Genomic DNA, 22493 nt, shown 5'->3' with positions numbered 1-22493 from the left:
CTTAGTTTCCGCCGACGCGCGACAGGTCGCGCGCGTTTTCTTCGAACGCCGCCATGATGGCTTCGTCGCCCGACAATCCCTGGTCGTGGGCCCGCTTGAGGCAGGCCAACGCGCGTTTGTAATCCTTCGGGATCACGCGCACGAACTTCGGCAGCTTGGTGGCCCAGGCCGCGAGAATACGCTGCGCGTGCTCGCTGCCCGTGTACAACACGTGTTTCTCGATCAACGCCCGCAGCGCCTCGGCTTCCGCCGGATCCTCGACGCGTTCGATGTCGACCATCTGCGCGTTGATGCGCGTGCCGGATTCGTTGTGCTCGTCCAGTAGATAGGCAATGCCGCCCGACATGCCGGCCGCGAAGTTGCGGCCGGTGGGGCCCAGCACCACCACGCGCCCGCCGGTCATGTATTCGCAGCCGTGGTCGCCCACCGCCTCGACCACCGTGTCGACGCCCGAGTTGCGCACCGCGAACCGTTCGCCCGCCATGCCGCGCACGAACACTTCGCCGCGCGTCGCGCCGTACAACGCGACGTTGCCGATGATCATGTTGGTCTCGGACGGGAACGACGACAGCGGCGACGGGAACACCGCGAGCTTGCCGCCTGACAGCCCCTTGCCGAAGTAGTCGTTGGCGTCGCCCTCGAGCGTGAAGCTCATGCCGTTCGGCACGAACGCGCCGAAACTCTGCCCGGCCGAACCCTTGAACTTGATCTTGATGGTGTCCTCGGGCAGGCCCCCGACGCCCCACTTCTTCGTGACCTCGCTACCGGTGATGGTGCCCACCACGCGGTTGACGTTGCGCACCGGCACTTCGGCCGTCACCTTCTCGCCACGCGCGATCGCCGGTTCGCAGATCTTGAGCAGCGTCGTGACGTCGAGCGACCGGTCGATGCCGTGATCCTGGCCGATCTGCCGGAAACGGCCGATCTCCGGTCCCGCGTCCGGCGCGTACAGGATGTTGCTGAAGTCGAAGCCCTTGGCCTTCCAGTGATCGATGGCGGCACGCGGCTCGAGCATGTCGACCCGGCCCACCATGTCCTCGAGTTTGCGGAAGCCGAGCTGCGCCATGATCTCGCGCAGGTGCTGCGCGATGAAGCGCATGAAATTCACCGCATGCTCGGGCTTGCCGGCGAACTTCTCGCGCAGGCGCGGATCCTGCGTCGCCACGCCAGCGGGGCAGGTGTTGAGATGGCAGACGCGCATCATGATGCAGCCCACGGCGACCAGCGGTGCCGTCGCAAAGCCGAATTCCTCAGCGCCTAACAACGCGGCGATGGCCACGTCGCGGCCGGTCTTCAGCTGCCCGTCCGTCTCGACCACGATGCGCGAACGCAGATTGTTGATGACCAGCGTCTGGTGCGTCTCGGCGAGGCCCAGTTCCCAGGGCAGACCGGCGTGCACCAGCGACGTCAGCGGCGATGCGCCGGTGCCGCCGTCAGCGCCGGAGATCAGCACCACATCGGCGTGCGCCTTGGCGACACCCGCGGCGATCGTGCCCACGCCCACTTCCGCCACCAGCTTCACGCTGATACGCGCGTCGCGGTTCGCGTTCTTGAGATCGTGAATGAGCTCGGCCAGATCCTCGATGGAATAGATGTCGTGATGCGGCGGCGGCGAGATGAGGCCGACGCCGGCCGTCGTGCCGCGCGTCTTCGCGATCCACGGATACACCTTGGTGCCGGGCAGCTGTCCGCCCTCGCCGGGCTTGGCGCCCTGCGCCATCTTGATCTGCAGCTCTTTCGCGTTGACGAGGTAGTGGCTGGTGACGCCGAAGCGGCCCGACGCCACCTGCTTGATGGCGGAGTTCTTCGAATCGCCGTTTTCCATCGGTATGTAGCGGTCCGGATCTTCGCCGCCCTCGCCCGTGTTGCTCTTGCCGCCCACGCGGTTCATGGCGATGGCCAGCGTCTCGTGCGCTTCCTTCGAAATGGAGCCGTAGCTCATCGCGCCCGTCTTGAAGCGCTTCATGAGGCTCTCGACCGACTCCACCTCATCGATTGAAATCGCTTCGCCCTGTTTGAAATCGAGCAGGCCGCGCAAGGTAGATAGATTCTTGGCGCGATCATCGATGAGCTCGGCATAGCTCTTGTACGTCGCGTACGAACCCGTGCGCACCGACTTCTGCAGCCGGTGGATGGATTCCGGGTTGAACAAATGGAACTCGCCATCCGAACGCCACTGGTACTGGCCACCCGAGGGTAGTTCGGTCTGGCTCTGCGGCTTGCGCTCGGCGAACGCGGCCGTGTGGCGCATCAGCACTTCACGCGCGATCACGTCGAGACCGACGCCGCCCACGCGCGAAGCCGTGCCCGAAAAATACTCGTCGATCACGTCCTGGCGCAGCCCGACCGCTTCGAACACCTGCGCGCCGTGATAACTCTGCACGGCCGAAATGCCCATCTTCGACATGACCTTGACCACGCCCTTGACCGCGGCCTTGGCGAAATTCGCGCAGGCCAGCTTGTGTTCGATGTTCGGCAGCAGGTCTTCGCGGATCATGCCGTCGATGGTTTCGAACGCCATGTACGGGTTGATGACGCTGCAGCCGTAGCCGATCAGCAGCGCGAAGTGATGCACCTCGCGCGCGTCGCCGGTCTCGAGCGCCAGCGACACCTTCATGCGCAGGCCCTGGCGAATCAGGTAGTGATGCAGGCCGGACACCGCCAGCAGCGACGGGATCGCCGCGTATTCCTTGTTCACGCCGCGATCGGAAAGGATGAGGATGTTGACCTCGTCCTCGTCGATGAGGCGCATGGCTTCCGCGCGCATCTCCTCGATGGCCTGCACGAGTCCGTCTTCACCGCGCTCGGCACGGAACAGTATCCGCAGCGTGCCCACCTTGAGGCCCGGCAGAGACAGGCGCCGCACTTTGGCGAACTCTTCGTTGGTGAGCACCGGGCCCTTCAACTCGAGCCGCCGGCAGTCGCCCGGGCGCGGGTCGAGCAGATTGCCCTCGGAGCCTAACCACACATCCGACGAGGTGATGATCTCTTCGCGGATGCAGTCGATCGGCGGATTGGTGACCTGCGCGAACAGCTGCTTGAAGTAGTCGTACAACATGCGCGACTTCTGCGAGAGCGCGGCCAGCGGCGTGTCGTTGCCCATGGAGCCGACGCCTTCATTGCCATCGCGCGCCATCGGCGCCATCAGGATGCGCTGGTCTTCGAAGGTGTAGCCGAACGACACCTGGCGCTTCGCGAGCGTCACCGGTTCCGGCAGCGGCATTTCCGGCGCGGCCGGCAGATCTTTCAGATGCACGAGATGCTGCTTGAGCCATTCCGCGTACGGACGCTCGTTGATGATCTGCGACTTGATCTCCTCGTCTTCGATGATGCGGCCCTGTTCGGTGTCGACCAGGAACATGCGGCCCGGCTGCAGCCGGCCCTTGCGCAGGATCTGCTCGGGCGGGAATTCGAGCACGCCCGCTTCGGACGCCATGACGACGAGATCGTCTTTCGTGACGTAGTAGCGGCCCGGGCGCAGACCGTTGCGGTCGAGCACCGCGCCGATACGTTTGCCGTCGGTGAACGCGATGTCCGCCGGACCGTCCCACGGCTCCATCAAACTACTGTGGTACTGGTAGAACGCGCGGCGCGCCGGATCCATCGAGGTATGTTTCGACCACGGCTCGGGGATCATCATCATCACGGCGTGCGGCATCGAGCGGCCCGAGAGCACCATGAGTTCGAGCACGTTGTCGAACATCGAGGAATCCGAGCCGTTGGGATTCACGATCGGCGGGATCTTGCGAATGTCATCGCCGAACACCGGCGACTGGAACAGCGCCTCGCGCGCGCGCATCCAGTTGATGTTGCCGCGCAGCGTATTGATCTCGCCGTTGTGCGCGATGCAGCGGTACGGATGCGCGCGGTCCCAGCTCGGGAACGTGTTCGTGCTGAAGCGCGAATGCACCAGCGCGATGGCGGTTTCCATCGCCGGGTTCTGCAGGTCGAGGAAATACTGGTCGAGCTGCATCGTGGTGAGCATGCCCTTGTAGACCAGCGTCTTGTGCGAAAGACTAACTACGTACCAGAACTCCGCGCCGCCGATCGTCGAGACGCGGATCTCGTTGTACGCGCGCTTGCGGATGACGTAGAGCTTGCGTTCGAACTCCGCCTCGTCGGGGGTATCCGGCCCGCGGCCGATGAACACCTGGCGCGTGAACGGCTCGGAGGCCTTCGCGGTTTCGCCGAGCATGGTGTTGTTGGTCGGTACGCTGCGCGCGCCGAGATACACCTGGCCTTCCGCCTGCACGACCCGCGCGAACACTTCTTCGATCTTGCGGCGCTGCGTCGCGTTGCGCGGCATGAAGATGTTGCCGGCCGCGTAGTGGCCCGGCTCGGGTAGATCGATGCGCGAATCTTTCTTGGCGACCTTCTTGAGGAAGGCGTGCGGCATCTGCATGAGCAGGCCCGCGCCATCGCCGGTGTTCACCTCGGAACCGCTCGCGCCGCGGTGATCGAGATTCTTGAGGATCTGAATGCCTTGCTTGAGGACGGCGTTCGATTTGCGACCCTTGATGTCCACGACGAAGCCGACGCCGCAGGCGTCATGCTCGAACTGAGGGTCGTAAAGGCCCTGCTTGGCAGGCGGTCCCAATCGAATCGCGGTCATTTTCGAATCCTCCAAACACGAACGCGCGGGGCGCAACTTCCCCGCGCTATGGACCGGCGGCCCATAACTTCCTCGTTTTCAATTGGTTACATCTGGAGGCACGGCCGCGAGGGCGCGCTAAGTCAGTCAGATATATATGAGTCAGATCATACAGACCGACACTCATCGGTCAATCACTGATGTGGGCTCCGTAACCCGATTCTTTCGGGACTGCAGCCAGCCGTGGCCGAACACCGCGGCGAGCACGATGACGACTCCCACATAGAAGAGTGAGTCGAGCTCGCGCGCCTCGCCCAGGAACAACACCGCGAGCGTGATCGCGTACAGCGGCTCCAGGTTGATCGCGAGCTGCGCGGTGAAAGCGGACAGATGCCGCAGCGTGGCAAGCGACATCGCGAAGGGAATGAGGGTGCAGAGGATGGCGAGAATGACGAGCAGCGCCCCATCGCGGACATCGGGCAGGACAACGGATCCGCCCGCCGGGCTGGCGAATGGAACGATCGCGGCGACCAGCAGAAAACCCGCACCAAGCTCGAGCGAGGTCACCGCCATCGCATCGTGATGGCCCAGGAAACGCTTGTTCAGCGCGATGAACACCGCGGCCAGCGCCGCCGACAGGACGCCCACCCAGAAGCCGAGGTGCATGTCGCCCGGAATGCCGCCCATGACCAGCGCGACGCCGGGAATCACCAGGATTCCAAGCAGGAGATTATGTCGCTCGAAGCGCGCACCCGTGATCCACGGCTCGATCAAGGCAGTGACGGCCGGCGCCAGCGCCATCGTCGTGGCGGCGACGGATGCGTTCGCGAGCTTCACGGAGCCGTAGAACGCCAGCCAGTGCACGGCCACCACGCCGCCGATGCCGCAGTAGATGAGGATGAGCCGCGGCGGAATGGTCTTGAGCGCCCGCCAGACGCGCGGAAAACACGCCAGCGCAATGCTGACTAACAACAGGCGCCACCACACCAGCTGCAGCGCCGGCAGCGTGATGAGTTTGCCGAGGATGGCGGTGAAGCCCCAGAGCACGACGCAGATATGCATCTCGAACAGCGCTCGGGCGTGGGCGGTCATGGCGCTAGATAGACGCAGGTCGGGCGGGCGAATAGTCTACCGTCATGAACGCGAAGCGTGTGGCCTTGACCGCCTTCTCCGGCCTGTTTGCGTTCTGCGCGGGTGCGCGCGAGCCGGATGTGTCGGGTTTGCGGGCGTGGTCGCTGCCGGAGTACACAGTCGTCACCCACGATCCGAAAGCCGTCGGCTGGGTCGCGCAACGCACGCCCATCGTGGACCAGCTGCTCGTCCGGTTGCTGGAGACCGACAAGCGCCGCAGGGCCACGCCGACGTACATCTTCGTCGTGCGCAAGAGCCTGTGGCAGGACTGCTTCCAGGTCAGCGACGCCATGGTTTCCGAGTTCGCGCCGGCCCGTTTCGCGAACTACCTGCTCATCGGCGCGCCGCCCGACGAGTATTCGGTGACCGGCGCGGTCGCGCACGAGTACAGCCACTATTTCCTGCACACGCAGTTTCACGGCGGATTCCCGCTGTGGTTCGACGAAGGGCTGGCGACGCTCGTGACCTTTACACAGGTGTGGCGCGGCATCGTGACCGTCCGCAATCCGTATTTCGGCGAGCACCTGTCGCGCCGGATTCCCATGGAGCGGCTGCTGCGGATCGACAAGTCGTCGCCCGAATATCTGAACATGCCCACCGCGAGCGGGGTTCACGAACAATCCTGGGGGATCGTGCACAAGGGCCTCATCGACGATCTCAAGTTCGGTTCGCGCATGTTCGCCTACCTCAAGGCCGTCGACGACCTTCAGCCCATCGACGCGGCCGTCCCCGAATATTTCAAGATGAGCGTGTCCGAGCTCGACGCCGAGATCACGCGTTACCTGCACCAGTGGTCGTTCGCGCGCGCCGAGTTTTCGTACCGGGCGCCGCGTTCTGTCGCGGCCGGCGCCGGCCGTGCGCTTGGTGAACGCGAAGCACTGGAAATGATCGCGGGCGTCATGCTCGATACCGCGCTCGATGCAGGCTGTCTTGCCGCGAGCATCGATGCCGCGCAGAAACGTGCGCCGAATGCCGCGAGTGTGCAGGTGCTGCGGATGCGAATGGCCGCGCGCGCGCGTGACGATGCCACGTTGAGTACTCTGCTGCTCACCCTCGGGAACGAGACGCAGGATGCCGCCGTCGCGCGCGGCGCCGGTCTCGCGTTGTTCGAGCGGGTGCGTGAAGAACGCGACGGCGGATCGCTGACTGCCGCCCAACGCCAGGCGTGGAGCGCAGCGGCGCTGGAAATGCTGGATCGTTCGCTCGCGGCGAATCCGGATGACGTCGAGGCCGCGTGGAGCTTCGGGGTTCTGTCGGCGCGACTGGAGCGCGACCGCGAGCTCGCCTTGCGGCGCCTGCAACGCGCCAGCGAACTCATGCCGGGAAACGCGGATCTGGCGAAGGCCAGGCTCGAGTTGTACGAAGGAAGCGGTCAGTCCGAACAGACGATCGCGCTGCTGAACGAGATCGCGGCGTTCACGGATTCCGCCGAGGTGCGGCAGTGGGCGAAGAAGCGCATCGCCGCGGCAAAGGTGGGGCAGTAGATCGCGCTCGAGGCCGCCGCGAGCGGCTACTTCTTCTTGCCGAGCAGCTGATCGAGCACGGCGCCGCGGTCGGCGGAACCGGTGACACCCTGGCGCTTGGCGGCTTCACCCGGACGCTGGCCGCTGCCGCGCTGGTTGTACGGATCGCCGCCGCCGCCGACATCGCGGCCCTGCGGCGCGATGGTCAATTTCGTCGGAGCCGTCTCTTCGATCTTGAGCTCGTCGATGGAAAGTTTCTGCATCGCGCGCGTGGTGGACAAGGTGGCGAACTCGCCGGTGGCCACGGCCCAGTCCCAGACGGCCATGCCGCGCTCGTCGTGACGCACGCGTCCGGACGGACGATCGCCGGACAACATGTCGGCTGCTTGGGCGCGTGCGGATTTCTGTTCGCTTTCCGCCTTGCCGGTCTCGGAGCGGCGCAGGGTCAGCGACTTGAGACGCATCGTGGTCGTCTCGATGCTGAAGCCGACCGAATCCGACGGCAGCAGAGCGCCATCGGGGCGGCTGCTTGTCTCGACGGGCGGTTTGCGGCGGTCAGGCATCGTGGGGCTTTGAAGAAGGGTTTACTGCTCTCTCACAGACAGTTGTCGGCGCCGTTTGATCCGGATTAAACCGCAGAAAGGTGACTGCGGTCACATATTGCCGTTGATGGCGATGCCTGTGCCGAAGCGAAGCCCCGCTCAGCGCACCACCCGGTCCGCGCGGGTGACTAGCCACTCTGCCGCCGGCCGGCGCAGCTCTACATCGAGCGTCACCGAATCCCCGCCGAGCTGGTCGAGGGCGACCGACACCACGCCGACGCGCGCACGCGCCAGGCCGTCGGCAGGGAATTCGAGCGACTCGACGTTCACGAGCAGTTCGATTTTGGGATGCGACAGGAAAAATCCGCGCAGGAAATTCTGCAGCTGGGGTTTGTCCAGACCTTGCCTGTCGGAGTAGTCCGGCGCGACGTGCGCGAGAACGTCGCTGGTGTCGCGCGCTTCCGCGGCCTCTTCCACGCTCGCGATGAGCGCGCGAATCTGCTGCTCGTCGCTCGACTTCGCCGTGCACGCGGCGAGCAGACTTGCGGTGATGAGAAGGGTGAGAAATTTCATGGTGCGTCCTATTGCAGTTGAGTTCGCTTAGCCCTAATGTTCGCGCGCGTTGCGGGGTTGGGAACCGGTCGTGACGTCCAGAAATGGTGCCCCGGACCCAAGTGGAGGTGGATGACTGAAATGAAGAAACTCGTTGCGTCGAATGACAGCGACTCTGGCCCTCGTCTTCATACCGTCAATCAGTATCTCGAGAAGAATTTCCCCGACTTCTTTGCCGAAGCCCGTTTCCACGTTGGGAACGACGATTACTTCCTGTACGCCCGCTTCGGCAAGTACCTCGCCAGCTCGATCGAGCACCGGCGTTTCAAGAGCGACAAGATTTCCCGCGGCTTCACCGTGCTGAACAAGCTGGCGCGCAAGGCCGCGAACGATCCCAAAGTGCGCCACATCCTCGTGAGCGGCCCGCTGGAGCAGATCGTCGACGAACCCAAGGCCCGCGAGATGGCATTGAAACGCCTGTCGCCCGCCGCGCAGGGCTATCTCGAAGGCCTCTGCGAGTAAGTCGGTGCCGGTAGTGGTGCCGGGGTGCAATTCTCGTAATTAAGTCAGCGTCGGCGCGAACGCGGACGCTTGCTTAATTACGAGAATTGCACCCCGGCACCACTACCTCCACAACCCGCCGGTCTTCCAGGCGTTGAACGCCCAGCGCAGCCAGCCGACCAGCGCGAACGCCATCCAGCCGGCCCAGACGAAGAACAGCAGCCGGTAGCTCCACATCGGCACCGAGTAGATGGTCGGCGACTCGAGCGCGCCCGCGGTCTGATCCTGAAACCAGGCGAACCGCCCGAAGCCGGAGCCGGGCCCGGTCACTCCCATGTCGGGCGCGGACAGAAGCCCGTTGCGGATTCCCGAGAACACCAGCGTCGACACCGCGATCACGGTGAACGCCGCCAGCAAAACCTGCACGCCGTTGAACCGCCAGCGCGCGAGCGCCTCGCCCGGCTGCCACTGCTCGCGCCAGCGCATCACGATCAACCACGCGGCCGTGAACGAAAACACCCACCAGGATTGCGTCGACAATCCGAGGCCGAGCAGCAGCCACTCGTGGAACTTCAACGGCGAATGTTTCCAGCGCCCCAGCAGCCAGGCGAGCGCGATGAACACCGCCAGCTCGCCCCAGTACAGCACCGCCGGCCCCACGCCGCGGCCGGTGGCGAACAGCGGCCAGCGCGACTGCGGGATCTCGACGGTCCGCGTGATGTTGCTGGCCGGTGAACCCAGATCCACACCCGACGGCCGCGTGCGGAACGACACGTCGTCCGACTCTTCCCAATCCACCCGCACGGCGTGTTTGCCCGGCGCCAGCGCCAGCGCCAGCTCGCCCTTCGCCGGCCGCACCTGCACCGGCTGGCCGTCGAAGCTCACCTGCGTCACGCGCGCCACCGCCGGCAGCTTGACGATGTGACGGCCCCCCTGCGTGCTGCGGTACTCGAACTGCAGCGTCGAATTGGCGGAGCGATTGCCGACCGTCGTCGACAGACGCACGGAATCGATGGCGAGCGTCGCGCCTTCCACGCCCTTCGGCCGTGTCACATGCACGACGAGTTTTTCCCCCGGCCGCGGGATGAAACGAAACACCCAGCTGGGCGCGTTCTCCTCGTCGGGCAGGACGGGCGGAAAGCCCTCGAAGTCCACGTGCCATTGCGGATTCACGAGGAAGCTCCACACCTCGGTGCGCGCGGAGCCCTCGGGCAGCGAAACCTCCAGCGTGTCGGCACGCGCCAGGCCCGACTGCCACTGCGTGTTCGATTCACCCGTGCCGAGGCCGACCAGCGCGTACGCGCCGTCGCGCACCTCGACGCCGGGAGTCAGCACCGACTCCCCCTTCACCAGCGGAATCTCCACCGACACCGCGGAGCGCAGCGGCGCGATGCGCGTCACCACGGTCGTCACCGACCAGTCGAGATCGAGATTGAAGACGCGATCGACGCGCACGAAGGCCGCGAACTCGCTGCCCGTCTCGAGCTGCTCGCCAGCATCCGAACGTTGCGCGCCGCGCTCGCGTGCCAGCTCCAGCGTGCCGGACACCAGCCGTCCTTCGTTCGTGCCGGTGACGCTCCAGCCCGACGCGCTGACGTCCACGGCGCGCGGCGGCTGCGGGAAGGCGACCTGGATCGACTCGGCGGGCGCGAGCCGCCCGGCGAGCCGCACGGTATGCGCGCCCGGAGCGAGGGGCACCCACAACGTGGAATCGCCTTCGCGCGCCATGGCCAGCGACGCGCGAGCGTCGACCGCGACGTCGTCGAGCTGCCAGCGATCGCTGGCGTGCGGCATGGCCACCGCCACGTTCGCCAGTGCGCTCACGCGCAGCGTGATCTCGAGCCGCTGTCCGTCGACCACGACGCGCGCCTCGGTGATCTCCGCGCAGTGCGGCGCGCAGGGCGGCGCTTCGATCAAGCGCTGTTTCAGTTGCGTGAGCAGTTCGGCATCCGGCGCGGTTTGCGCGGCGGCCGGTGCGGATATTCCGAGCACGAGCGCGGTCAGCAGCAGCAACGGAGTGCACGTGGCGGCCACAACGCCAGCCGACGCGGCCCTGCGCGGCAGACCCGGCAGCCGCCAATTGCCACCGTAGCTGACGGATGCGAGCCACAGGAACAGCACTCCCAGTGCGGCCACTCCGAACAGGCGCCAGAAGAACAAGGTCGCGGGGCCGAGGTATACGAAACGCACGGTGTCGCCGGCTTCGACCGGGCCGGACCAGTGGTAGTCATACGAGTTGTAGCGCCACGCGGGGATGCCTGGACCGGTCTGCAGGCGCGTACCGCTCGCATAACGCTGCACGACATTCATCGAATTGAGGCCGGACACCTTGTTGCGCAGCGAATACGAATTCGCGAGATAACCATCGGCGGATGCGTCGGCGCGCTGCATCGCTTCGGGTGCGGGTGGAGGTGCTGGAGCTGCCGCGGCATCTGCCGCCACCCCGATGTCCTCGGCGACGATGTTGGCCACGATCGGCGGGGCCATCTGCTGCATGGGCGCGGCCTGGCCGACGGCGGCGTAATAACCCTGGTTCTCGAGCTGCGGATACAGCGCGACCCGCACCTGCATCCACATGAACGGCAGCAACGCCAGCGCGAGCACGACGAAACTCGTGGTGCGGTAGCCGTTCGCGAGGCGCCGGAAGCGGCCTTCGGGCGCGGCGCGTGCCACGGCCAGCGCTGCGAGCAGGTTGCCCCACAACCAGATGTACGCCGGCTCCTCCTGGTACGTCAGCACGAATGCGAACGCGGCGATGGCGGCGGGCACCAGGCCCGCGGTCCAGTACACGAATGCCACGACGATCAAAACGCCGAACACGCTCCACAAACCCCAGCGTTCGAACCACGAACCCGGCGCCGAGTCGGCGCCCAGAGCCGCGATCAGCCGATGGCCGGGCGGCAGGTGCAACGTGCCGTCGACGCCATCGAAGCGGCCGGTCCAGCCGGTGGCGGGCAACGCGCCGCCGGCGTGCACGCGCGCCACGGTAGTTAGAGAGAGCTGCGGGGTGCGCACTTCGAGCCCGGTGTGCCCGTCGGCGCCGGCGGTGACCAGCAGCGGCTCGCCGCCGGACGAGGCGCTCTTGAGCTCGAAGGGCGCTGCCATGTCGAGCCGCCACTCTCGGCGCATCGTGCCGGTGATGTTGTCCATGGCCGTGAAGCCGCCGTGGTCGAAATCCAGCCAGAGACTGCGATCGAGCTGCAAGCGGTTGTCGTCGGCATTCGCCAGGCCGCGACTGCGCTCGACGACAGTCAGCTTCGAATCGCCCGCCATGCGGAACGCCGGGTATCGCTGCCACTCGCGCGGCACGTTGGCCTGGATGGGATCGATGCCCTCGGCGCCTTCGGCCGCCGCGACACGCAGCGCGTCGTCGGCCGCGAAACTCCACACCTCTTCGCGCGCCCATTTGCCGCCGCCGGGGTCCGGGCGTGTGAGTGTGGCGGCTACATTCATGGCGCGCGCGGTCAGGGTGATCTCGTGCGAGCCGGCGCGGGCCTGCACGCGTAGTTTGCCGTCGCGCTCGAGGCGCGCCGGCAGACCACCGGTGAGCGTCAGCGGCGTGAAGCCGTTGGGCAGCGCGGTGCCCAGCAATTCCTCGCGCGCATCGCCCGACACGTTCAGCCGGATGCGGGTGATTAGATAGGCCGGCACCTGGTCGCGGACCAGGCGGTACACCTGGACTTCGAGCGCCGCGGGTTGCTCGGCGCTGCGGCGTTTGCCCAGCCACACCGCGCCTCCCAGGCGCTCGGGCTGCGTCACGCGCTGATTGTCGACGCTGAGATCCACCAGCGCGGTGAGATCGGCCAGCGGCAAGGACTCCGGCCGCGTGCTCCAGGAGAAGCGGCCGCTGACCGCATGGGCGCCGGGTTGAAGCCGCAGCGTCGGCGCGCCGTCCACGGCAACCACGGCCGCGGGCGCGCCGTTCAGGCGCACGTCGAGCGGCCAGTGCTCGAGATTGCCGGGCAGCGTCACCCAGCTTTCGGAGAACACCTGCCAACGTTGCGCGAACGTGCCGCCGCGCGCGTCGACGTTCAACGTGAGCCGCTCCGGCCACACGCAGCGGAACGCGCTGGCGTCGATGGGCTGGGCTGGCTGCGGATTTGCCGAGGCGAGAAACGGGCAGCGGCGGAATTCCTCGCCGCGCAGTACCCAGCCCTGCCAGTCGCGCAATGGCGGCGGGAGTGTTTGCTGCGCCTGTGCCACGCTGGATCCCAGCAACGCCAACGCGACGAGCCCCAAGCGGATCAGCGTAAACATGACTGGCACCCTCTACCCCGTAACAGGCGCGAGTGTACCAACGCGCGCGGCGCCGCAATTGGTCTAACATGCCGCGCTGCATGCACAGCGCGCGCGAGGTACTCGAATTCTGGTTTGGCGCGCCGCCTTTCGATACCGCACGTCTCGAGGAACGCAACCGCTTCTGGTTTGGCGGCGACGGCGAAGCCGCTCAGGCAGCGCGCGATGTATTGATCCGCTCGACGCTCGAGCCGATGCTCGAGCGCGCGGCGCGCGGGGAGTTCGCCGCCTGGGCTGCGAGCCCCAAGCGGCGGCTGGCGCTGATCATCCTGTTCGACCAGGTGCCGAGGAATGCGTATCGCGGTACCGCCGCGGCGTATGCATTCGATCGCGAGGCGCTGGCGCTGGCCTTGGAAGGGCTGCAGCTCGCCGCCGACGCCGCGCTCGATCCGGTCGAGCGCCTGTTCTTCTATCTACCGCTGGAACACGCGGAGTCGCTCGACGTGCAGAACGCATCGATCGTGGCTTTCGATCGCTTGGCAGCCGAAGCGCCGCCAGAGCTGCGCGAGTTCGCCGAATCCCTGCGCGGCTATGCGCGCAAGCACCGCGACGTCATCGAGAAGTTCGGCCGCTTCCCCATGAGGAACGCGCCTCTGGGCCGCGAGAGCACACAAGAGGAGCTCGAGTGGCTCGCGTCCGGCGCGGCGTGGGGCTAAAAGGGGACATGCCTATTTTTCGGGCCTGCCCTTTTTTCCGCGCAGGTTTTGACCCTTCGCTCGCGCGAATGGAGCGCGCGGAAAACGAGGCGTGAAGCGAAAAGCCCCTGATACCCGTCAGCGCAGCCATTTCTGAAAATGTAGCTTTTCGTAGCCTCGTTTTCCGAAACCCGAAGGGCGCGCTCCCTTGAGTGCGAGCGAAGGGTCAAAACCTGCGCGGAAAAAAGGGCAGGCCCGAAAAATAGGCATGTCCCCTTTTAGTCCGCGACGTCGGGTTCTACGAAACACCACACGACTTCCGGGAATTTTCCTTTGATGCGCTGTTCCAGCGCGTTGATATGCGAAACCGCCGTCTCGATGGCGATTCCCGGTTTCATGCGCACCTTGAGCGCCAGCATCACATCCGGCCCGAGTTGCATCGTGATCGCGTTCAGCAACGCGGCGATGTTGGGATCCGCGGCGATGTCCGCGCGGATCGCTTCCTGCAGGTCATCCTCCGCCGAGCGCCCGACGATCAGCGACTTGATACGCACCGCGACGAAGATTGACACGCACACCAGCACCACGCCGATCACGATGGAGCCGATGGCATCGAACACGGGATTGCCCGTCGCGGCCGCGAGCGTCACGAACACGAATGCCAGCACCAGCCCGACCAGCGCCGCGACGTCCTCGCCCAGCACGACGACCAGTTCCGCGTTGCGCGTGTTCTTGAGCCAGTACCCCAGCGACCGTTCCTTGCGCAGCTTCCGGATCTCGCGCAGGCAGCCCATCAACGAGCCGAACTCGAGGCCGACCGACACGGCCAGCACGAGCAATGCCACCCACACCTTGTGCAGCGGTTCCGTCGAATGCAGCTTGTGCCAACCCTCGTTGATCGAGAACAGCCCGCCCATCGAGAACAGCAGCAACGCGACGACGAAGCTCCAGAAGTACGTGACCTTGCCGTAGCCCAGCGGGTGCTTCGCATCTGGCGGCTTCTGCGCCTGCTTCAACCCGATGAACAACAACACCTGGTTGCCGCAATCCGCGAACGAGTGGATGGCTTCCGCCAGCATGCTGCCAGAGTGCGTGTAGATAGCCGCCGCCAGTTTGGCGAGCGCAATCCCCAGGTTCGCGACGAACGCGTAGAGAATCGCCTTGGCGGACGAGCCGTGATCTGACATCGCCAGCTTCCTTAAGACACGGGCGCGAAATCGGGCTGCGAGAGCTTCATCTCCGTGACCGCGCCGTACTTCGCCGCCGCCGCGCGGATCTTCGCCGCATCGCCGATCAGCACCAGCACGAGATCCGCCGGCCGCGGGAACGCGTCCGCCGTCACCGCGGCAGTCTCCGCCAGGTCCACCTTCGCCAACGCCGGCCCGTACCCTTCGATGTAGTCCTTGCCGAGGCCGTAGAACTCGAGGTCGGCCAGCGTTGCGGCCCAGTTCGCCGCGGTTTCGAGCCGCAGCGGGTACTGGCCGAGCACGTAGGCGCGCGAGGACTCGAGCATCTCGGGCGCGAGCGCGTCGTGTTTGAGCGTATCGAGCGTCTGCAGCGTGAGATCGAGCGCCTGGCCGGTGGTATCCGTCTGCGTGAACGAGCGGATCGAGAATTCGCCCGGCACGCTGCCGCGCACGAATGACGAATTCGCCCCGTACGACAGGCCCGACTTGATGCGCAGCTCGGTGTTGAGAATGCTGGTGAAACGTCCGCCGTACAGCGTGTTCACCAGATCGAGCGCCGGGCGGCCACTGTAACGCCTGTCTACTCCGACGTTGCCGAGCCAGAAATAGGTCTGCACCGCGCCGGGCGAGTCGATCAGCAACACGCGGCGGCCGGTGATGCGCGGCGCCGGCTTGAGCTGCGGCGGCGCGGCTTTCGCCTTCGCCCAGCCGCTGAACGCCGTGGTCAACGCCTGCTTCATCCACTTCGCGTCGAGATCGCCGGCGAACACCAGCGTGGTGCGATCCGCGCCAAAGTTCGTGGCGTGATAACTCACCACATCACCCTGCGTGATGGCGGCGAGCGAGCGCTCGCTGCCGCCCTGCGGACGCCCGTACGGGTGCGCGCCGAACAAGGCCGCGCGGCCGTAGATGCCGACCAGCTGCGACGGATCGGAATCCTTCGCCGACTTGATGAATTCGATCTCGCGGTCGCGGTAGCTCGAAAACTCGTCCGCTGCGAAATGCGGCCGCATCAGGGCATCCGACAGCAGCTCGACGAGCAGCGCGCGGTCGCGCGCCAGGAACTGGCCGGACACCGTGATCGCCTCGGCCGTGGCACCCGCGCTGAAAGTGCCACCGACGCCTTCGACGGCATCCGCGAATTCATACGCGCTGCGTTTGCCCGCGCCGCGATCGAGCAACCCCGCCACCAGCGAGGCGACACCCGGCTTGCCGTCCGGGTCGACCAGCGCGCCGCCGCGGACGAAGCCGCTGAACGCGATCAACGGCACGTCTTTCTTCGGCACGAGGATGACGGTGAGGCCGTTCGGCAATACGAAGCGCGTGTGGTCCGGCACCTTGACGCCGGGTGTGGCCACCTCGGCAGCCGCCGCACCGATGGACACGCAGCCCAGGACCAGCGCAACGAAGGCAGTAGTGAGGCGGGTTTTCATGAGGCGCTTCATGGCTTCGCCTCCCGGGTTGCGGCAGCCGGGGTAGCGGGCGCCTCCGGCGGTGACTGCAACAAGCCGACCGTGCGATGGTTTTTCTGGAACACCAGCGCCGCCGCCTTCTGCACGTCTTCACGCGTCACTTTCTCGTACACGGCCGGCGAGTCGAACAACTTCCGGTAGTCGCCTTCGTAGACCTCGAAGCTGCCTAACAACTCCGCCTTGCCGTCGATGGTGGCGAGCTGTTTCCAGAACGACGACGCGTACTGGTTCTTCGCGCGCGTCAGCTCGGCCTCGGTGACGCCCTGAGCGACGACCAGGTCGAGCGCGCCGTCGAGCGTCTTCTCGGCTTCGGCCGGATTCGCGCCTTCGGGCAACGTGAGCAGCAGCCAGGACAGGCCGGGGTCGAATCCTTCCTGGAAGCTCGCGCCGACATCGATCGCAATTTTCTTTTCTTCGACCAGCAGCCGGTGCAGGCGCGACGAATCGCCGCCGGCGAGGATCGACATCAGCAGATTGATGGCGGGACCCTCCGGGTCATTGGCCGCGGGCGATTTGTACGCGATGTACAGCAGCGGTGTCTGCGCATTACGTTCCACCAGCACGCGTTTCTCGCCGAGCTGCTCAGGCTCGGTGGTGCGCACCTTGGGCGGCGGGGCCTGCCTGGGTATCGGTTCGAGATATTTCTTCGCGAGTGCGAAAGCCTCCTCGGCGCTCACGTCGCCGACCAGCACCAGCGTGCAGTTGTTAGGCGCGTAGTTGGTCTTGAAGAAGGTCTGCAGGTCCTCGATCGTCCAGCCCTGGATGTCGGCGGGCCAGCCGACGGTCGGAATCTGGTACGGGTGCGCGACGAACGCGGTGGCCTGCACCTGTTCGGCGAGAAAACCTTCGTTGCTGTCCTCGGTGCGCAGCCGGCGTTCGGAATAGACCACGCCGCGTTCGCTCTCGACCACTTTCGGGTCGAAGGAAAGATTCGCGAGACGATCCGACTCGAGGTCGAAGACCAGATCGAGCGCGGTGCGCGGGATCCAGTCCTGGTAGATGGTCACGTTGTCGCTGGTGGAGGCGTTGTTGGATCCACCCTGCGCTTCCATCTGGCGATCGAACTCGCCCGGCGGGCGTTTGCTCGTGCCGTTGAACATCATGTGTTCGAAGAAATGCGCGAGGCCGGTGATGCCGGGCACTTCGTTGCGGCTGCCGACGTGCACCCAGTTGTACAGCGCGATGTTCGGGATGTCGCGGTCGGGCCAGACGATGACCTTCATGCCGTTCGCGAGCGTGATGGATTGCACCTGCTCGAGGCCGGGCACGCGTGTCGCGGCGGGCTTGGCGGGTTTGCCGGCGGCGCCGGCGGAAACGTTCAGGCCAAGCAGAACGCAGCTGGCCCAAGCCCAGCCGAGTGAATACTTCGACATGCGCACACCTCGAATTTTGCGATGCGCAACTCTACTCGCTCGGCTTGCAGAAAAGAAAAAGCGCCGCGTACGGGGGAAGTCGTGCGCGGCGCCAAGAAGCGAACACCGGGGAAGAGTTGTTCGCAGACCTTTTTGAGGACCTACCTCTGTGAGGTATTACCTCGAAACCTTGACCGCCTGGATCGCGCTGATCTGCGCGCGCGCGAGCCGCGCGTCGACCGGAGCGAACATCACGCTGCCCGCGCGACGCCGCTTGATCATCATTCCCGCCAGCGCCGGCCGCGTGCTCGCGACGCCCTGCGCGTGGGGAAGAATCAGCGTTACTGTGGATCTGGCAATCACGGTGTAGGACAAAGCAATGCGCGTGCCAGCACGCGACATTCATACAAATCAGTGAGTTAGGAGACCAGCGCGGCGGCCCGCCGTGGGCCGGGTGACGTGCAGCGTCACGATGTGACGCGCGGTATGCCGGCCGCGCTGATTATTGCCGTCGTTCTGTCAACGAGCGGCGCGACCTCATGGCCCGTGGTGCGGAATCACCGGCACGCAGGGTTTGTTCGCGAGCTTGAGCCCGCCGCAGATCGCACGGGCCTGCGCTTCGTCGCGCACTTCGGCCTGCAGCCGATAGATAGTCTTGCCGCCGGCGTCGCCGACGACCACGCGGGGGCTCAGCCCGTCGAGCGAACCGGAGGCTTCTTTCTGAAGCTTTTTCCATTCCTCGTTGGCGCGCTCAGCCGAGGAAAATGCGCCGAGCTGAACGCCGAAACCGCTGCCCGCGCCGTCGGCTGGCGGCGGCGCCGTGGCCGGCAACGAGGCACCCTCGCCTGCCGCCGATGGCGCTGGCGCCGCGGCCGCGCCCGCGGCGGCTCCCGCGCCGGCGGGCGCGACATTGCCAGCGAAGCTGTCGATGCGCACCTGGGCTTCGTGCGCCCACTTTCCGGCCGGGTATTGCGTGAGGAATTGCTGGTAGGCCTCGAGCGAATCCGTACCCGCCGCGCTGCGCCAATCCTTTTCTTCCGCGAGTTGCCCGAGCCGCTCGCGCGCGGTGACGGTCAGCGTGCTGTCCGGATGCGCCGCGAGGAACTGCTGGTACGACTCGGTGGTGTCGGCGGCCTGGGCCGAACGCCAATCGCTCTTTTCGCGGCTGCAGGCGCTCAACGCGAGCAGCGGGACTGCGAACAGCATCACGAGAGTTCGGGTGGACATGGTTATGATCCGGCGGCAACGACCGATTTATTGTAAACGCTGCAGCTTGCCGGAGTGACCGCCATGAGCGATGAACCCAAACGCAGACTCGCCGACCGACTCGGCCTGTCGCCCACCGTCATCGCCGAAAGCACCACCGTGGTCGGCAACGTGGAGACCCGCGGACCGCTCATGGTGTCCGGTCACGTGCAGGGCAATGGCCGCATTGGTGGCACGCTGAGCGTGGGCAAAAGCGCGCACTGGGAAGGCGACATCACGGCCAGGCAGGCCGTGCTCGCGGGCAAGGTCACCGGAAAAATTGTCGTCGAAGACAAGCTCGAGATCAGCTCGAGCGCCGTGATCCACGGCGAGATCGTGGCGAAGATCCTGGCGATCGCGAACGGCGCGCGTATCGAGGGGGAAGTCACCGTGACTTCCGGAAAGCCGATCCTCAAGTTCGAAGAGAAACGCACGACCACCGTCGCCTAAAAGGGGACATGCCTATTTTCGGGCGTGGCTTCTTTCAAGCCGGCTTTGGCCCTTCGCCCGCGCTCAAGGGAGCGCGCCCTTCGGGTTCCGGAAAACGAGGCTACGAAAAGCTACGTCTTCAGAATTTGATGCGCTGAAGTGCATTGGGGGCTTTTCGCTTCACGCCTCGTTTTCCGCGCGCTCCATTCGCGCGATCGAAGGGCCAAAGCCGGCTTGAAAGAAGCCACGCCCGAAAATAGGCATGTCCCCTTTTAGTTGCAGGTGGTCAGGCCGTTCACCCAGTTGGTGAGCAGCTGTACTCCCGCCGTGTCGATCTTGTGGCGCATGAGCGGCGGCATGGCGTCTGCGTCGGTGCGATTCACTCGCGCCACCACGACGGAGCGCGCGGCGGAACCGGGGGCGATGCGGCGCGGGTCGGTGATTCCCAGGTCGCCGCGGTCCGGCGTGATGTCGCAGGTATTCGTCGCCGACAACGCTGTGGTGTATCGGAAGTCCATGTCGGTCGGGGCGGGGCCGCCGGGCTGATGGCAATACGCACAGTTCGAATGCAGGTAGGCCCGCGCGCGCTGGCCGAGCGCAGCACTGCCGAACGGGTTGGGAATCACCGGCAGCTGGGCCGGTGCCTGCGCCAGCGCCGGCGTCAGCGTATCGATGGCGTTCAAGGTAGTTAGCTGATTGGCGGTGCGCCCGGTCGGATAACCGAAGTCGCCGTTCAACTGGCCGATTTCGAGGCCGAGCGTGCGCCCGGCTGCCACGGAGTGGCATTGCAGACATTGCGCCTCGCTCGGGAACTGCCAGGTCTGCCCACCCACGGTCACGGTCTTGCCGCCGACGACGCGCGTGGCCTCGGTGCCACCCGCGTTCCACTCATAGGTATATCCGGCCCAGACGCCATCGCTGTGACGCATGAACAGCCGCGTCTCGACCAGCTGCGCACCCAGCGAGAAGTTCTTCACCAGCACGCTGCCGTTCGGGAAATCGAAATCATTGCTGGCGGTGACAGTGATGCGCTCCGCGCCCGGCAACGCCAGCCAGCGCCCCTTGATCGCGTCGTCCGAGTAGAACGGCGCGTTGGGCGCGTACGGAATCAACCCCGCCGCCGGTAGTTTGGGATCGGCCGGATTGACACAGCCGGTCTGCGACAGCTGGTTGGGAATCGCGCGGCCACCGCCGCTGCCCGGCACGATCTTGTGCAGCGTGCCGCCGAGGTGAACGATATAAACCTCGCCGTCGGTGTCCTGGCCGAAGGAGGATATCTGCAGCCCGGTAGACAGGCCGGCACCCAGCGTCTGGGTCGGTGTCGTGGCGCGCGAGATGTTCCACAGGCCGCCGCCGAAATCGCCGAACACGTAGCGGCCGTGCAGGTTCGGGATCGTGCTGCCGCGATAGACGAAACCGCCGGTGGTCGAAAAGCCGAACGAGTGCGTGTATTGCGCGACCGGCGGGATCGGATTCGGGTTCGAACCGCAGGTGCTGTTGAACGCGTTGGTGCCCTCGAAACAGCGCCAGCCGTAGTTTCCGCCCAGCGTCACCTTGTCGACTTCCTCGATGGCGCCCTGGCCGACGTCGTTGAGCCACAACTCGCCGCTGCCGCGGTCGAAACTCCAGCGCCATGGATTGCGGAAGCCGAAGGCGAAGATCTCCGGGCAGTTGGCCGAACCGGTGCCGTTGGTATTGCAACGCGTGTTGGCCGCGTACGGGTTGGTCGGCGGGATCGTGTAGGTGTTGGCCAGCGTCGTGGCCGACACATCGATGCGCAGCATCTTGCCGAGCAAGGTAGTCAACAACTGGCCATTACCGATGCTGCCGTGCCCATCGTTGGCGCCCCCACCGTCACCGATTCCGATGTACAGGAAGCCATCCGGCCCGAACGCGATGTTGCCGCCGTTATGGTTGGATTCCGGATCGGCGACGTTGAACAACACGATTTCGCTGGCCGGATCGAGTGTCGCGCCGCCCGCGGCCAGCCGGAACTGCGACACGCGATCCACCAGGCCCGGATTGCTGCCCGTGTAATAGAAGAACACGCGCGGATCGGCCGGGTAGTCAGGATGAAACGCCATTCCCAGCAGACCGCGTTCGTCCTGGTCGCTGCCCGGGGCGGAATTGAGTCTCGAGGCGAGGTTGATGAACTCGCTGGTGGTCGAAACTCCCGGCGCGTTGTCGAACACGCGCACCGACCCGGTTTTCTGCACGACGTACCAGCGGGCGGAGTTGCCCGGCGCCTGCAGCATGGCGACCGGCTGGGTGAAATTCGGCAGGTTCGGGAAAACGCGCTGCACGGCGATCGAAATGTTCGTGCTCGGCGGATCGCCCGCGAGGCAGGTGGCATTCGCGGGCCGGCCATCGAGACCGCCGGCGGACGGCGCGGCCGTGGTCGCGCTGACCGGTCCCGACAGCGCCGATTCGTTCACCGGCGTCGCGGTATCGAAGGCGCTGACGGTGTACGTGTAGGCCGTCGAGGCGGTGAGGCCGCCGTCCGTGTAGTTAGTCGCGGTCACGGTCGCGATGGCGGTTGCGCCGCCATTGCGGAACACGTGATATCCGCCGATGCCGCTGGCATCGGTCGACGCGCTCCAGCTCACCCGCACCTGCGTCGAGGACTGCGCCACGGCGGTGACGCCCGCCGGCACGCTGGGCGGAGTCGTATCGGCCACGGGCGCGGCGGGCGTGGTCGCATTGGCCGCGGCGGATGGCGCGGATTCATTGCGCGGCGTGGCGCGATCGAAAGAACGCACCGTGTAGCTGTAGCTGGTGGCGGCGGCGAGCGCGGTGTCGGTGTAACTCGTCCCCGTCACGGTCGCGATCGCCGTGGCGCTCGCGCCGCGGTACACGAGATATCCGGCGACACCGGTGCCGGCATCGGTGGATGCGGTCCAGGTCACGAGGATGCTGGTGGGGCTCTGTGCGACGGAAGTCACGCCCGCCGGTACCGTGGGCGGCGTGATGTCTGCCGCCGGTGGCGGCGGTTCGCTTTCGGACGTGCCGCCGGTACCGCCACATGCCACGAGCAGCAGCGCCACCGCCTGAATGAACAGACACGCAGCGTTTCGCGCCGATTTACGCATGATCGAGA

Annotated in this window: 15 protein-coding genes; 4 read left to right on the top strand and 11 right to left on the bottom strand. The window is 65.8% G+C overall.

Annotated elements, in window-relative coordinates; genetic code table 11:
- Position 1: 1 nt before the first annotated feature.
- Together gltB and WDO72_11805 are read right to left on the bottom strand one after the other, a co-directional pair.
- Positions 2–4612 carry a glutamate synthase large subunit gene (gltB, locus tag WDO72_11810; GenBank protein MEJ0086364.1) on the bottom strand — a complete coding sequence of 1537 codons (4611 nt, stop codon included), beginning with the start codon at positions 4610–4612 and terminating at the stop codon, positions 2–4.
- A 162-nt stretch (positions 4613–4774) separates the two neighbouring features.
- Positions 4775–5683 carry a DMT family transporter gene (locus WDO72_11805; protein MEJ0086363.1) on the bottom strand — a complete coding sequence of 303 codons (909 nt, stop codon included), beginning with the start codon at positions 5681–5683 and terminating at the stop codon, positions 4775–4777.
- Between the two features lie 44 nt (positions 5684–5727).
- Here WDO72_11805 and WDO72_11800 point away from each other — a divergent pair, with 44 nt between their 5' ends.
- Positions 5728–7206: a hypothetical protein gene (locus WDO72_11800; GenBank protein MEJ0086362.1), complete on the top strand. Its 1479-nt coding sequence runs from the start codon at positions 5728–5730 to the stop codon at positions 7204–7206.
- A gap of 26 nt (positions 7207–7232) precedes the next feature.
- Here the strand turns inward: WDO72_11800 and WDO72_11795 are convergent, their stop codons facing one another.
- Together WDO72_11795 and WDO72_11790 are read right to left on the bottom strand one after the other, a co-directional pair.
- Positions 7233–7748 carry a hypothetical protein gene (locus WDO72_11795; protein ID MEJ0086361.1) on the bottom strand — a complete coding sequence of 172 codons (516 nt, stop codon included), beginning with the start codon at positions 7746–7748 and terminating at the stop codon, positions 7233–7235.
- 138 nt (positions 7749–7886) lie between these two features.
- A complete protein-coding gene (locus WDO72_11790) occupies positions 7887–8300 on the bottom strand; it encodes a hypothetical protein (protein ID MEJ0086360.1) in 414 nt (137 codons plus the stop codon).
- A gap of 120 nt (positions 8301–8420) precedes the next feature.
- Between WDO72_11790 and WDO72_11785 the strand changes: the two genes are divergently transcribed.
- Complete coding sequence (locus tag WDO72_11785) at positions 8421–8801, top strand: hypothetical protein (GenBank protein ID MEJ0086359.1); 381 nt, start codon at positions 8421–8423, stop codon at positions 8799–8801.
- 102 nt (positions 8802–8903) lie between these two features.
- Here the strand turns inward: WDO72_11785 and WDO72_11780 are convergent, their stop codons facing one another.
- The gene (locus WDO72_11780) at positions 8904–13037 is read right to left on the bottom strand and encodes a hypothetical protein (GenBank protein ID MEJ0086358.1); all 4134 of its coding nucleotides are present in this window, start codon (positions 13035–13037) and stop codon (positions 8904–8906) included.
- Positions 13038–13117: 80 nt separating this feature from the next.
- Here WDO72_11780 and WDO72_11775 point away from each other — a divergent pair, with 80 nt between their 5' ends.
- Positions 13118–13732 (top strand): DUF924 family protein, encoded by a 615-nt coding sequence (locus WDO72_11775; protein MEJ0086357.1) that lies wholly within the window; start codon positions 13118–13120, stop codon positions 13730–13732.
- Positions 13733–13989: 257 nt separating this feature from the next.
- Here WDO72_11775 and WDO72_11770 read toward each other — a convergent pair whose 3' ends face one another.
- From WDO72_11770 to WDO72_11750, 5 genes are all read right to left on the bottom strand, one after another.
- Positions 13990–14898 (bottom strand): cation diffusion facilitator family transporter, encoded by a 909-nt coding sequence (locus WDO72_11770; protein MEJ0086356.1) that lies wholly within the window; start codon positions 14896–14898, stop codon positions 13990–13992.
- An 11-nt stretch (positions 14899–14909) separates the two neighbouring features.
- Positions 14910–16331, bottom strand: a complete 1422-nt coding sequence (locus WDO72_11765) for a pitrilysin family protein (protein ID MEJ0086355.1) — start codon at positions 16329–16331, stop codon at positions 14910–14912.
- 8 nt (positions 16332–16339) lie between these two features.
- A complete protein-coding gene (locus tag WDO72_11760; protein MEJ0086354.1) occupies positions 16340–17743 on the bottom strand; it encodes a pitrilysin family protein in 1404 nt (467 codons plus the stop codon).
- A gap of 156 nt (positions 17744–17899) precedes the next feature.
- Positions 17900–18085, bottom strand: a complete 186-nt coding sequence (locus WDO72_11755; GenBank protein MEJ0086353.1) for a hypothetical protein — start codon at positions 18083–18085, stop codon at positions 17900–17902.
- Positions 18086–18259: 174 nt separating this feature from the next.
- Positions 18260–18949 carry an SPOR domain-containing protein gene (locus tag WDO72_11750; protein MEJ0086352.1) on the bottom strand — a complete coding sequence of 230 codons (690 nt, stop codon included), beginning with the start codon at positions 18947–18949 and terminating at the stop codon, positions 18260–18262.
- A gap of 63 nt (positions 18950–19012) precedes the next feature.
- On the opposite strand from WDO72_11750, the gene WDO72_11745 reads away from it, so the two are divergent.
- Positions 19013–19417, top strand: a complete 405-nt coding sequence (locus tag WDO72_11745; GenBank protein MEJ0086351.1) for a polymer-forming cytoskeletal protein — start codon at positions 19013–19015, stop codon at positions 19415–19417.
- A 251-nt stretch (positions 19418–19668) separates the two neighbouring features.
- Here the strand turns inward: WDO72_11745 and WDO72_11740 are convergent, their stop codons facing one another.
- The gene (locus WDO72_11740) at positions 19669–22485 is read right to left on the bottom strand and encodes a PQQ-dependent sugar dehydrogenase (GenBank protein ID MEJ0086350.1); all 2817 of its coding nucleotides are present in this window, start codon (positions 22483–22485) and stop codon (positions 19669–19671) included.
- Positions 22486–22493: the final 8 nt, after the last annotated feature.

Source organism: Pseudomonadota bacterium, from assembly GCA_037200975.1.
Taxonomy (GTDB): Bacteria; Pseudomonadota; Gammaproteobacteria; order Steroidobacterales; family Steroidobacteraceae; genus CADEED01.
This window is presented reverse-complemented; position numbering and strand designations above follow the sequence as displayed.